The 12,709-nt window shown below is 63.3% G+C and carries 12 protein-coding genes; 4 read left to right on the forward strand and 8 right to left on the reverse strand.

The genetic code is table 11. From position 1 onward, the window contains the following. Positions 1–78 precede the first annotated feature (78 nt). Entirely contained in the window at positions 79–1,599 is a 1,521-nt protein-coding gene (locus ACVC5H_RS09850; RefSeq protein ID WP_489622137.1) for a leucyl aminopeptidase, read from the reverse strand. 166 nt (positions 1,600–1,765) lie between these two features. Between ACVC5H_RS09850 and lptF the strand changes: the two genes are divergently transcribed. Genes lptF through ACVC5H_RS09865 form a run of 3 tightly spaced genes read left to right on the forward strand, consistent with a single transcriptional unit; the run spans position 1,766 to position 4,469 of the window. After that, positions 1,766–2,896: an LPS export ABC transporter permease LptF gene (gene lptF / locus ACVC5H_RS09855; protein WP_489622138.1), complete on the forward strand. Its 1,131-nt coding sequence runs from the start codon at positions 1,766–1,768 to the stop codon at positions 2,894–2,896. Position 2,897: 1 nt separating this feature from the next. Then, positions 2,898–4,028, forward strand: a complete 1,131-nt coding sequence (gene lptG / locus ACVC5H_RS09860; RefSeq protein WP_489622139.1) for an LPS export ABC transporter permease LptG — start codon at positions 2,898–2,900, stop codon at positions 4,026–4,028. A gap of 57 nt (positions 4,029–4,085) precedes the next feature. Next, positions 4,086–4,469 carry a sirohydrochlorin chelatase gene (locus tag ACVC5H_RS09865; RefSeq protein ID WP_489622140.1) on the forward strand — a complete coding sequence of 128 codons (384 nt, stop codon included), beginning with the start codon at positions 4,086–4,088 and terminating at the stop codon, positions 4,467–4,469. A gap of 105 nt (positions 4,470–4,574) precedes the next feature. Here ACVC5H_RS09865 and cobA read toward each other — a convergent pair whose 3' ends face one another. The 7 genes from cobA to ACVC5H_RS09900 form a co-directional block, all read right to left on the reverse strand. Continuing rightward, on the reverse strand, positions 4,575–5,348 hold the full coding sequence (gene cobA, locus ACVC5H_RS09870; protein WP_489622141.1) for a uroporphyrinogen-III C-methyltransferase: 774 nt from the start codon (positions 5,346–5,348) through the stop codon (positions 4,575–4,577). Positions 5,349–5,385: 37 nt separating this feature from the next. Further along, the gene (locus ACVC5H_RS09875) at positions 5,386–6,717 is read right to left on the reverse strand and encodes a sulfate adenylyltransferase subunit 1 (protein WP_489622142.1); all 1,332 of its coding nucleotides are present in this window, start codon (positions 6,715–6,717) and stop codon (positions 5,386–5,388) included. Then, entirely contained in the window at positions 6,717–7,652 is a 936-nt protein-coding gene (cysD, locus tag ACVC5H_RS09880; protein WP_489622143.1) for a sulfate adenylyltransferase subunit CysD, read from the reverse strand. The genes ACVC5H_RS09875 and cysD overlap by 1 nt, the downstream gene beginning before the upstream one ends. 49 nt (positions 7,653–7,701) lie before the next feature. Then, a complete protein-coding gene (locus ACVC5H_RS09885; protein WP_489622144.1) occupies positions 7,702–8,433 on the reverse strand; it encodes a phosphoadenylyl-sulfate reductase in 732 nt (243 codons plus the stop codon). A 30-nt stretch (positions 8,434–8,463) separates the two neighbouring features. Further along, positions 8,464–8,991, reverse strand: coding sequence for a DUF934 domain-containing protein (locus ACVC5H_RS09890; RefSeq protein WP_489622145.1), 528 nt, complete (start codon positions 8,989–8,991; stop codon positions 8,464–8,466). Continuing rightward, positions 8,984–10,681, reverse strand: coding sequence for a nitrite/sulfite reductase (locus ACVC5H_RS09895; protein ID WP_489622146.1), 1,698 nt, complete (start codon positions 10,679–10,681; stop codon positions 8,984–8,986). The genes ACVC5H_RS09890 and ACVC5H_RS09895 overlap by 8 nt, the downstream gene beginning before the upstream one ends. 63 nt (positions 10,682–10,744) lie before the next feature. Beyond that, entirely contained in the window at positions 10,745–11,518 is a 774-nt protein-coding gene (locus ACVC5H_RS09900) for a sulfite exporter TauE/SafE family protein (protein ID WP_489622147.1), read from the reverse strand. Between the two features lie 171 nt (positions 11,519–11,689). Here ACVC5H_RS09900 and ACVC5H_RS09905 point away from each other — a divergent pair, with 171 nt between their 5' ends. Continuing rightward, on the forward strand, positions 11,690–12,631 hold the full coding sequence (locus ACVC5H_RS09905) for a CysB family HTH-type transcriptional regulator (protein WP_075258928.1): 942 nt from the start codon (positions 11,690–11,692) through the stop codon (positions 12,629–12,631). Positions 12,632–12,709: the final 78 nt, after the last annotated feature.

Genomic DNA, 12,709 nt, shown 5'->3' on the forward strand with positions numbered 1-12,709 from the left:
GCAGGACAGTAATCGGCTGCGGCTGCGGCAGCCGGGCGGTCAGGATGTTGCCGATCCCGTCCATCTGCCGCAGGCCGATCAGGCGCGGGCCGGCTTGGCGCCTGCCTGGTTGAGCAGCCAGGTGGTCAGCAGCGGTACCGGACGGCCGGTGGCGCCCTTGGCGGCGCCACTCTTCCAGGCGGTGCCGGCGATGTCCAGGTGGGCCCAGGTGTACTTGCGGGTGAAGCGCTCCAGGAAGCAGGCGGCAGTGACGCTGCCGGCCGGCTGGCCGCCGATGTTGGCGATGTCGGCGAAGTTGGACTTCAACTGCTCCTGGTAGACATCCTGGATCGGCATGCGCCAGGCGGTGTCGCCGCTTTCGCGGCCAGCGGCCAGGAGGGCGTTGGCCAACTGGTCGTGGGCTTCGTCTTCGCGGGTGAACAGGCCCGAGTTGTGATGGCCCAGGGCGACGATGCACGCGCCGGTCAGGGTGGCGATGTCGACCACGGCGGCCGGCTTGAAGCGCTCCACGTAGGTCAGGGCGTCGCACAGGATCAGGCGGCCTTCTGCATCGGTGTTGAGCACTTCGATGGTCTGGCCGGACATCGAGGTCACGATGTCGCCCGGCTTGGTGGCGCGGCCCGAGGGCATGTTTTCGCAGGTCGGGATGACGCCGATGACGTTCATCTTCAGGCCCAGTTCGGCGATGGTACGGAAGGTACCCAGCACGGAGGCGGCGCCGCACATGTCGTACTTCATTTCGTCCATGTTCAGGCCCGGCTTGAGCGAGATGCCGCCGGTGTCGAAGGTGATGCCCTTGCCCACCAGCACCACCGGTGCATCCTTGGCCTTGCCGCCCAGGTGCTTCAGGACGATGAACTTGGGCGGCTCGTCGCTGCCATTGGTGACCGAGAGGAAGCTGCCCATCTTGAGCGCTTCCAGTTGCTTGCGGTCCAGCACTTCCACGCCCAGCTTGAATTGCTTGGCCAGCTTCTTGGCGGTATTGGCCAGGTAGGTCGGGGTGCAGACGTTGCCGGGCAGGTTGCCCAGTTCCTTGGTCAGCGCCATGCCATTGGCCAGCGCCACGGCTTCGCCCAGGGCGGCCTTGGCGGCGGCGCCGTCGGCCACGTCCACCAGCAGGGTGATCTTCTTCACGCCCGTGGGAGCGGGGTCTTTCTTGCTCTTGAGGGTATCCGAACGGTAGACCGCCTCGCAGCCGGCCAGGACCACGTTGCGCACGGCCCAGTCCAGGCCACGGCCCTTGACGCCCTCGAAGGGCAGGGCCAGGGCGGCATCGTCGCAGCCCAGGGTGGCCAGGGTGCGCACCAGGGCGCTGCTGGCGGCGGCAAAGTTCTTGTCGCTGAGTTCTTCTTCGGTGCCCAGGCCGAGCAGCACGATGCGTTCGGCGGCGATGCCGGTGACGCCGCGCAGCAGCAGGGTCGAGCCCGGCTTGCCGGAAATGTCGCCCGACTTCAGCGCGGCGCTGATGGCGCCCAGCTTGTCGAGGGCGCCAGCGGCCTTGGTCAGCTTGCGGTTTTCATGGATGCCCACGACCAGCGCGCCGGTCTTGACGCCCGTCAAGGCGTTTTTTGCGTCCAATGTTTTTGTGCTAAAGTCCATCGTTCGTCCTTTATATGAATTACCTGGCGATTATAGAGCCCATTTCGACGCCGCGGGCGCATGCGTTCAGCCAGGCAAGCCAGTCTCGGACACCATGCCGGGCGCCGGCCATCCGCGCCGGCCATCCGTTAATGACCCCGACACCAGAAACCAAGCCAGTATTCCCATGATTTTTCAGCGCGCCCTACGACGCGAATTGACCAGCACCGCAGGTGGGGTCTTCACTACGCTGTTCACCATCACGCTGACCGTGATGCTGATCAAGATCCTCGGCCAGGCCGCCGGCGGCGAGGTTGCGTCGCAAGACGTGCTGGCCCTGATCGGCTTTCAGTCCCTGAACTACATGCCCATCATCCTCATCCTCACCGGCTTCATCTCGGTGCTGCTGGTGATGACCCGCAGCTATCAGGATTCCGAGATCGTGGTCTGGTTCGCCTGTGGCATGTCGCTCACGCGCTGGATCCCGCCGGTACTGCGTTTCGGCTGGCCCATCATGGCCCTGGTGGCGGTCCTGTCCTTCGTGGTGACGCCCTGGGCCAATGAACAGAGCAGCGAATATCGCAGCCGCTTCGAGCAGCGCCAGGACATCGCCCGCGTCTCTCCGGGCAAGTTCCAGGAGTCGGCTGCCGCCAACCGGATATTCTTCGTCGAAGGCATTTCCGGCGATGCTTCCAAGGTCCGCAACGTCTTCGTCAACACCATCAACAGCGATGGCAAGAACAGCGTGGTGGTCGCCAAGGAAGGCGAGACCCAGGTGGACGCCGATGGTGAGAAGTTCGTGGTCATGAGCAAGGGCCGCCGCTATGATGGCTCGCCCAGCCTGCCCGATTTCCAGATTGTCGACTTCGAACGCTATGGCCTGTTGATCGGCAACCAGTCGCAGTCCGCCGCCGGCGAGCGTTCGGCGCGGGCGCTGCAGATGGGTGAGCTGCTGGCCAAGCAGGACGGCTATGCGCGCGGCGAGCTGCTGTGGCGCATCGCGCTGCCGCTCATGGCGCTGGCGCTGATGCTGCTGGCCATTCCGCTGTCCTTCGTGAACCCGCGTGCGGGCCGCTCGCTGGGACTCTTGGTGGCCTTGCTGCTGTTCGTGGTGTACAGCAATACGGTCAGCGTGTTCCAGGCCTCGGTGGCGCAGCAGCGCATGAGTTTCATGATGGCCTGGTGGCCGGTGCACGTGATCGTGGCGGCGCTGACCGTGGGCATGTTCGCCATGCGCCTGAACATCAATCATCCCTACCACCCATCCCGGTTGTGGAGCCGAGTGCGCCGCGCCATGACGTTCAAGCGCGAGGCCTGAGATGAGAGTCATCCAACGTTACTTCACTTCCGAGATCACCCGCTCGGTGCTCTTTGCGCTGGCCGCCTTCCTGGCGCTGTTCGCTTTCTTCGAGATGATGGGCCAGCTGGAGCAGGTCGGCCGCAATGGCTACAAGCTGCAGCAGGCGGTGTTCTACGTGCTCATGGGCTTGCCCGGCAACGTCTATGAACTCATGCCCACGGCGGTGCTGATCGGCACCATCTATACGCTCTCGCAACTGGCGGCGCGCTCGGAATTCACCATCATGCGCGTCTCCAGCATGTCCACCGGGATGGCGGCCAAGGTGCTGCTGCGCATCGGCGTAGGCTTTGCGGTGCTGACCATCGTCTTCGGCGAACTGGTCGCGCCCAAGGCTTCCGAATGGGCCGAGAAGCTCAAACTCCAGGCGCAGGGCGCATCGATGTCTTCGCAGTTCCGTTCGGGCATGTGGGCCAAGGACGTGATCAAGGACAACGGCCTGGAAGGCAATGTGATCGGTAGCCGCTTCATCAACATCCAGACGGTGCAGCCGGATGGCCGCATCGAAGGCGTCAAGCTCTACGAGCTCGATAGCGAATTCCACATGGCGCGCATGGTCGCGGCCAAGAGCGGCGTCTACGAGGGCAACCATCAATGGGTGCTCAGCGACGTGATGCAGTCCGATTTCGTCGGCGGCAAGGACCGCAAGATCACCGAGCCGGTCAAGACCGTCAAGCTGGCGCAGATGAAGCTGGTGTCCGAGGTGACGCCGGAAATCCTCTCGGTACTGTTCGCCGATCCGGATCGCATGTCGGCCTACGATCTGCTGGCCTATACCAAGCACCTGGAAGCCAACAATCAGCGCACCGACCGTTACGAGATCGCGTTCTGGAAGAAGATCGTCTATCCGCTGTCGATCTTCGTGATGCTGGCGTTGGCCTTGCCGTTTGCCTACCTGCATTTCCGCGCGGGTGGCGTGAGCCTGAAGATTTTCACGGGCATCATGATCGGCGTGTGCTTCCAGCTCATCAATAGCCTGTTCTCGCACCTCGGCCTGCTCAACACCTGGCCGCCCTTCATCACCGCTGCCTTGCCCAGCCTGTTGTTCATGGTGCTGGCCATCGGTTCTCTGTGGTGGGTGGAGCGGACCTGAGCCGTTGCGGCGCGGGTTCGACGATAGTCCTTTTAGCCTGAAAGACTGCTGTACATCATGAGCGAAGCCACTTCCCCAAGCCTGATCCTGTTCGCCCATGGCGCCCGCGACCCTGCCTGGGCGGCGCCTTTCGAGCGCCTGCGTGCGCTCACGCAAGCCGCCATGCCGGGTGCGCAGGTGCAACTGGCCTTTCTGGAACTGATGCAGCCGGACCTGCCGACTGTGGCCGCCCAGCAGGTTGCCGCCGGCAGCCGGTGCATCACCGTCATTCCGGTGTTCCTGGGGCAGGGTGGCCACGTGCGCCGCGATCTGCCGGAATTGCTGGAACAGCTGCGCCAGGCGCATCCGGGGGTGGACGTGCGCACCGTGCCGGCGGTGGGGGAAGATGAAGCGGTGTTGCAGGCGATTGCGGCGTATTGCGTGGGAATGGCCAAGGGCTGATCTGAACGCTTGTCGCTGTAAAAGCAAAGATGGCCCGGAAACGGGCCATCGGCTTTTGGGCACAGCCAACCTGGCTCGCAATGGCCAAGCCGCTTGGGGCTCCGGTCAGGCTGGGGCGGCGTCCCGATCCGCCAGCGCCGGCCCGATCATCACCAGCACCGGCCCGCTACAGGCTTGCAGCCCGGCTTCCAGGCCAGCCAGTTGCAGATGGTAGATGTGCTGGTCAGCACGGCTGCAGTTTTCCACCACCACCACCGGTGTCTCGGGCGCATGGCCCAGGGCCAGCAGGCGTTGTGCCGTGGCCGTGGCTTCGCGTCCGCCCATGTATTGGACCAGCGTATCGCCATTGGGCATGCGCACTTCGTCCGGCTCGTCCACGCCCGTGCTGGAGGTAAACAGGGAAACGCTGCGCGCAATACCGCGTCGCGTCAGCGGCCGCTTGGCAGCCGAGGCGGCGGCCAGTGCGGCGGTGATGCCGGGGACGATTTCGTAGGGGATGTTGTGTTCTTCCAGCGCCCGCATTTCTTCATCGGCGCGGCCGAAGAGCATGGGGTCGCCGCCTTTGAGGCGCACCACGCGGCGATACTGCTGAGCCGCTTCCACCAGCTTCTGGTTGATCACGGGCTGGGCCGTGGAGCGCTGGCCGCTGCGCTTGCCCACCGGGACCAGCACGGCCTGCGGGCACAGTGCCAGGATGTCCGGGGTGACCAGGGCATCGTGCAGCACGATCTCGGCTTGCGCCAACAGACGCGCGGCACGCACCGTCAACAGGTCAGCGGCCCCAGGGCCGGAGCCGACCAGCCACACCATGCCCGGATGTTCCGGGCTGGGGGCGGGTGAATCGGAAGAGTAGGAAGTCGCTGCCTGTTGGGTGGCCATGGCCTGGTCGAAGAGACGATTGCGGATCGAAGGAAAATCAGTCGATCCGAATCATACCAGCGGCAACCGTCTGGTGGCTCACTTCGTCGATCAGGATGAAGGCACCGGTGGCGCGGATGTCCTGGTAGGCATCGGCCGCGATGGGCTGCTGCACGTTCACGCTGATGCGGGCAATGTCGTTGAGCTTGAGCGTGTCGGCGGGACGGCGTTCCTGGGTGTTGATGTCCAGCAGCGTATCGACCTTGGCCACGCGTGCGGCGACCTGCTTGGTGGTGTGCTTGAGCCAGTACTTGCGGCGCAGGTCCAGCGGTTCTTCGGAGAGCCAGCAGACGTCGGCATTGACGGTCTTCAGGATGGTCGAGGACTGGGCCGCCGAGGCCAGCAGGTCGCCGCGCGAGATGTCCAGGTACTCGTCCAGCAGGATGGTCACGGACTGGCCGGCCGAGGCCGATTCCAGTGAACCATCCAGGGTCTGGATGTCCTTGACGGTCGCGCTCTGGCCGCTGGGCAGCACCACCAGCTTGTCACCCTTGGCCACCTTGCCGGCTTCGATGCGGCCCATGTAGCCGCGGAAGTCATTGGCTTCGTGGCCGTTGTGGCGCGCCACCAGCTGCACCGGGAAGCGGAAGGCTTCTTCGTGTGCATCTTCATACACCGACAGCGACTCCAGCAGGGTGATCAGCGTCGGGCCCTGGTGCCAGGGCATGCGTGCGCTGGCTTCCACCACGTTGTCGCCGGCCAGCGCCGACAGCGGGATGGCGTGCACGTCCTGCAAGCCCAGTTGCTGGGCGAACTGCTGGTAGGCGCCGACGATGCGGTCATAGACGGTCTGGTCGTAATTCACCAGGTCCATCTTGTTGACGGCCACGATCACGTGCTGGATCTGCAGCAGGTGCGCGATGGTGGAGTGGCGCTTGGTCTGGGTCAGCAGTTCCACGCTGCCATCGTCACCCAGCTTTACCTTGGAGACGTCCACCAGGATGATGACGGCATCGGCGGTAGATGCACCAGTGACCATGTTGCGGGTGTACTGCTCGTGACCCGGGGTATCGGCGATGATGAACTTGCGCTTGGGGGTGGCGAAGTAGCGATAGGCCACGTCGATGGTGATGCCTTGTTCACGCTCGGCTTCCAGGCCATCGGTGAGCAGCGACAGGTCCACGGTATCGCCCACGGTACGCTTGTGCTTGGCGCGCGAGATGGCGTCGAGCTGGTCGGCGAAGATGCCCTTGCTGTCGAACAGCAGGCGGCCGATCAGGGTGCTCTTGCCATCGTCCACGGAACCGGCGGTGATGAAGCGCAGCAGGCCGCGTTCGTGCGATTGTGCGGAGGCCTGGGCCAGTTGTGCTTGGGTTGCGGCGGCGTTCATCAGAAATATCCTTCCTTCTTGCGTTTTTCCATCGAGGCTTCGGACGTCTGGTCGTCCATGCGGGTGGCACCGCGCTCGGTAATCTGGGTCACTGCGGTCTCGGCGATGATGGCTTCCACGGAAGCGGCATCGGAGGCCACCGGGCAGGTGCAGGAGATGTCACCCACGGTGCGGAAGCGCACGATCTGCTTTTCCACGGTCTCGCCTTCGCGCGCCGGGGTGAGGTCGGTCAGCGGCACCAGCAGGCCATTGCGCGGGATCACCTCGCGTTCGTGCGCAAAATAGATCGAGGGCAGGGCCAGCTTTTCGCGGGCGATGTACTGCCACACGTCCAGTTCGGTCCAGTTGGAGATGGGGAAGACACGCATGTTCTCGCCCGGGTGCACGCGGGTGTTATACAGGTCCCACAGTTCGGGGCGCTGGGCCTTGGGGTTCCACTGGCCGAACTCGTCGCGGAAGGAGAAGATGCGTTCCTTGGCGCGGGCCTTTTCTTCATCGCGGCGCGCGCCGCCGATACAGGCGTCGAACTTGAATTCTTCAATGGTTTCCAGCAGCGTCACGGCTTGCGCGGCATTGCGCGAATCGGTCTGCGGATTGCGCAGGCGCACGGTGCCGCGCTTGATCGAATCTTCCACCGAACGCACCACCAGGCGCTCGCCCAGTTCGGCGGCGCGGCGGTCACGGAATTCGATGACTTCCGGGAAGTTGTGGCCGGTGTCGATGTGCACCAGCGGGAAGGGGAACTTGCCGGGACGGAAGGCCTTCTCGGCGATGCGCAGCAGCACCACCGAGTCCTTGCCGCCGGAAAACAGCAGCGCCGGGTTGCTGCACTCGGCCGCGACCTCGCGCATGATGTGGATGGCTTCCGATTCCAGCCAGTCGAGGTGACGGTTGCTGGCGTTGTCCAAAAAGAGGGTGTCTACCGCAGTGTTCATGCCGGACCTTCCGATGCGTTACTTGTTGTTGCTTTGATTGAATTCTGGTTCAGCTCGCCGCGTGCGCCTTGATGCGCACCAGCTTGCCATCGACCACGTGCAGGCCGCATTCCTTGGAGTCGGGGTTCTCCCACCACCAGCGGCCGGCGCGGATGTCTTCACCGGGCTGGATGGCGCGGGTACAGGGCTCGCAGCCGATGGAGGGGTAACCCTGGTCGTGCAGCGGGTTGTAGGGCACGTCGTTGGCGCGGATGTAGTCCCACACGTCCTGTTCCGACCAGTCGGCCAGGGGGTTGAACTTCTCCATGCCATGGGCTTCGTCGCGTTCCTGCACGTGCAGTTCTGCACGTGTGACTGACTGCGCACGACGCTGGCCGGTGACCCAGGAGGCCTTGCCGGCCAGGGCGCGGTTCAGCGGCTCCATCTTGCGGATGTGGCAGCACTCCTTGCGCAGTTCCACGCTGTCGTAGAAGGCGTTGGCGCCGTTCTTCCGTACGTAGGCTTCTACCGCTTCGGGCTGCGGACGGTAGGGCGCGACTTCGTAATCGTAGGTCGCGCGGATGCGGTCGATCATGCCCACGGTTTCCTTGTGCAGGCGACCGGTTTCGAGGGTGAAGATGCTGATGCGATCCTGCAGCTTGCCGCGCAGGATCAGGTCGGTCAGCACCATGTCTTCGGCGGCCAGGCTGGAGGCCAACGCAGCCGGGGCGTACTCGGCGGCGATGCGTTCCAGTGTGGCCTGGGTCTTGGCGATGAGGTCTTGCAAGCCTGGGTTGGCCATGGGCTGTCCTTCCTTCTTCACAATCGCGGCTCAGTCGGCGGCCTGCACGGTTTCGCGCCTGACGCGGCGGAACAGCGGGTTCTTCTCGTCCCAGGAGGTCTGGTACTTCTCGGAGAAGTCGGTCAGGCCCTTGACGGCATCGTGGATGTTCTTGTCGGCACGCACTGCGAAGGCGTCAAAGCCCACGCGCTGCATGTAGAACAGCTGGTCGCGCAGGACGTCGCCGATGGCACGCAGCTCACCGGAGTAGCCCAGGCGGGCGCGCAGGTTGTAGGCGATGGAATAGCCACGGCCATCGGCGAACTTGGGGAAGTCGACAGCGACGACCTTGAAGTTCTCCAGCTGGCCCTTCAGTTCTTCCGGCCGCTCATCGCTGGCCAGCCACACGCCGATCTCGGTACGCGCCTTGAGGGCGTCGCCCTGGGCCTGCCATACCTTCAACGGCACGATCACGCGGCCTTGTGGCACCGCTACGGTGTCTGCGGTCTCGCCCTCAGCCAGGCGCAGGACGGTCCAGTCGTCGCTGACGACGGTCTTGTTCTTGATGATTTCAGGCATTTGCGTCTTCTCCTGCGACATACTCGGCCGAGCGGATCGGCGTTGCGTAAACGAATTCCTTGAACGGGGTCACACCGATGCGGCGCACGGTGTCGATGAAGCGTTCTTCTTCCGTGCGTTGCTGCACGTAGACCTGCAGCAGCCGGTCGATCACGGTCGGCATCTGGGTGGCCGAGAACGACGGGCCGATGATCTTGCCGATCGAAGACTCGTTGCCCTGGGCACCGCCCAGCGAGACCTGGTACCACTCGGAACCATCCTTGTCCACGCCCAGGATGCCGATGTTGCCCACGTGATGGTGACCGCAGGCGTTGATGCAACCGGAGATGTTCAGTTCGATGTCGCCGATGTCATGCTGGAAATCGATGTTCTCGAACTTCTCGGCAATGGCCTGGGCAATCGGGATCGATTTGGCATTGGCCAGCGAGCAGAAGTCACCGCCCGGGCAGCAGATGATGTCGGTCAGCAGGCCAATGTTCGGCGTGGCCAGGCCATGCGACTTGGCGGCTTGCCACAGCGCGTACAGCTCGGATTGCTTGACGTCGGCCAGCACCAGGTTCTGTTCGTGGGTCACGCGCAGTTCGCCGAAGCTGTACTGGTCTGCCAGGTCGGCCACGAAGTTCATCTGGTCGGCGGTGATGTCGCCCGGAGGCACGCCCGGCTTCTTCAGCGACAGTACGACAGCGGCATAGCCGGCCTTCTTGTGTGCCTTGACGTTGCGCTTGATCCAGTTGGCGAAACCACGGTCTTCGGCCTTCAGGCGTTCATATTCCGCATCCACCACCGGCAGGGTTTCATAGGCCGGATCGGTGAAGAACTTGGCCACGCGCTGCAGTTCTTCTTCGGTCAGGGTGGAGGGGCCGTCCTTGATGTCGGCCCATTCCGCTTCCACCTGGCGGGCGAATTCCTCGGCGCCGATGGCCTTGACCAGGATCTTGATGCGGGCCTTGTACATGTTGTCGCGGCGGCCGTACTGGTTGTAGACGCGCAGGATCGCTTCCAGGTAGGACATGGCGTGTTTCCAGGGCAGGAAGTCACGGATGACGCTACCCAGGATGGGCGTGCGGCCCATGCCGCCACCCACCAGCACGCGGAAGCCCACTTCGCCGGCCTCGTTCTTGATGACGTGCAGGCCGATGTCATGCACGGCGGTGGCCGCACGGTCTTCGGCCGCGCCGCTGATGGCGATCTTGAACTTGCGCGGCAGGTAGGCGAACTCGGGGTGGAAGGTGCTCCACTCGCGGATCAGTTCGGCATAGGGGCGCGGATCGACGATTTCATCGGCGGCCACGCCGGCCAGCTCGTCCGAGGTGGTGTTGCGGATGCAGTTGCCGGAAGTCTGGATGGCGTGCATTTCCACGCTGGCCAGCTGCTCCAGGATCTCGGGCGATTCTTCCAGCTTGATCCAGTTGAACTGGATGTTCTGGCGCGTGGTGAAGTGGCCGTAGCCGCGGTCATACTTGACGGCGATCTCGGCAAACTTGCGCAGTTGCTTGGAGGCCAGCATGCCGTAGGGAATGGCGATGCGCAGCATGTAGGCATGGCGTTGCAGGTACAGGCCGTTCTGCAGGCGCAGGATACGGAATTCGTCTTCGGCCAGCTCGTCCGACAGGCGCCGACGCACCTGGTCCCGGTATTGTGCGACTCGCTCTTTGACGATCAGGTGATCGTATTGGTCATAGCGGTACATCTTGTCTTCCCTGTTAACGTCTTATGGGCGCCCGGATCAGGGTGCGCCCGATTGAAAATCAGCCTACCAAATCAGCTTGACTGCAACGCTCGTCAGCGTAATGGCCAGCAGGCCGCGCAAGAATTTCTCCGGCACCGCCCGCGCGGCGAGCGAACCGATGGTGATACCCGGCACCGAACCCAGCAACAGGGTCGCCAGCAGTTCCCAGTTGATCGAACCCAGCCACCAGTGACCCAGGGCCGCAAGGGCGGTCAGCGGGACGGCATAGGCGATGTCGGTGCCGGCGATCTCGGCCGGAGACAGGCGAGGATACAGCAACACCAGCAAGGTCGCGCCCACGGCGCCGGCACCGATGGAAGAAATGGTCACCAGCGTACCCAGCAGGGCGCCGGCGGCAATGGTGGCGCCGGCCAGTCTGGTACCCTGCAGCTGCGCTTCCGGATGGGCGTTGAGCCAGGCTTGCATGCGCGAGCGGAACAGCAGGGCGACCACGGTCAGGAACACCGAGATCGCAATCGAATAGCGGATGGTCAGGGCAATGCCGTCGCTCACGGCACCAAAATGCTTCAGCAGCAGCGTGGTCAGCAGCGCGGCGGGCAGGGCGCCGTAAGAGAGGCGGCGCACCACGTCCCAGCGCACCGTGCCCTTGAAGCGGTGGGCCAGGGTGCCGGCGGTCTTGGTGGCCGAGGCAAAGGCCAGGTCGGTACCGACCGCCACCGAAGGATGAATGCCGAACAGCAAGGTCAACAGCGGTGTCATGAGCGAGCCGCCACCGACCCCGGTCAGTCCGACCAGCAGTCCTACGGCAAATCCGCTTACTACATAAGAAACAGTCATAACACCTCGCCCATTAGTCTGCGAATCGTAATAAACTTATGTTTCAAACCAAACTACATAGTATTTATTTGCTTATATACGCCTTTGGCATATGGAAATGCGGCGAATGAAGCAGGCAGGGCTGGCGCCGGGCGCTGCCCGCTTACTAGGTAGAAGCGAAGGAATTCCCACATGAATCTTCATCAGTTCCGTTTCGTTCGTGAAGCGGTAAGGCAGAACTTCAACCTCACCGAGGCCGCCAAGGCCCTCTATACCTCGCAGCCAGGCGTTTCCAAGGCCATCATCGAGCTGGAAGAAGAGTTGGGCGTGGACATCTTCACCCGCCACGGCAAGCGCATCCGTGGCCTGACCGAGCCGGGTCGGGCGGTGCTGCGGTCGGTGGAACTGATCATGCAGGAAGTGGATGGTTTGAAGCGCATCGGCAAGGAATTCGCCGCCCATGACAGCGGCAGTTTCACCATCGCTACCACCCACACGCAGGCGCGCTATGCCTTGCCCAAGGTGGTACAAGCCTTCACCCAGAAATATCCCAAGGTGCATTTGTCATTGCTGCAAGGCAATCCCAAGCAGATCACCGAGATGGTGCGCAACGACCAGGCCGACATTGCCATCGCCACCGAGGCGTTGGCCTCCGGCGAGGGGCTGGTGTCGCTGCCCTGTTACCAGTGGGAGCACGTGGTGGTGGTGCCGCCCGACCATCCGCTGCTGCAATCGAAGAGCCTGACGCTGGAAGAGATCGCCACCAATCCGCTGATCACCTATGACTCCGCCTTCAGCGGCCGCAGCAAGATCGACCATGCCTTCTCGTTGCGTCAGTTGAAACCCGACGTAGTGCTGGAAGCCATCGATGCCGACGTCATCAAGACCTATGTGGAACTGGGCATGGGGGTGGGCATCATTGCCGGCATCGCCTTCGACGCCGAGCGCGACCGCGGCCTGCGGGCGATTCCGGCCGGTCACCTGTTCGGTACCAATGTCTCGCGCGTGGCCCTGAAGCAAGGGGCGTATTTGCGGGGATATGTCTATACCTTCATCGAATTGCTGGCGCCGACCCTCAATCGCAAGCTGATTGCGCAGGTCATGGAAGGCGAAAAGGACATGTATGAACTTTAAGTCCGTTTTTGGATGTAATGATCACCGTTCGGCCTGAGTAGGCCCGGGTAGGGCCGTATCGAAGGCGTGCTGACGGGG

The organism is Herbaspirillum sp. Her3 (assembly GCF_057961275.1).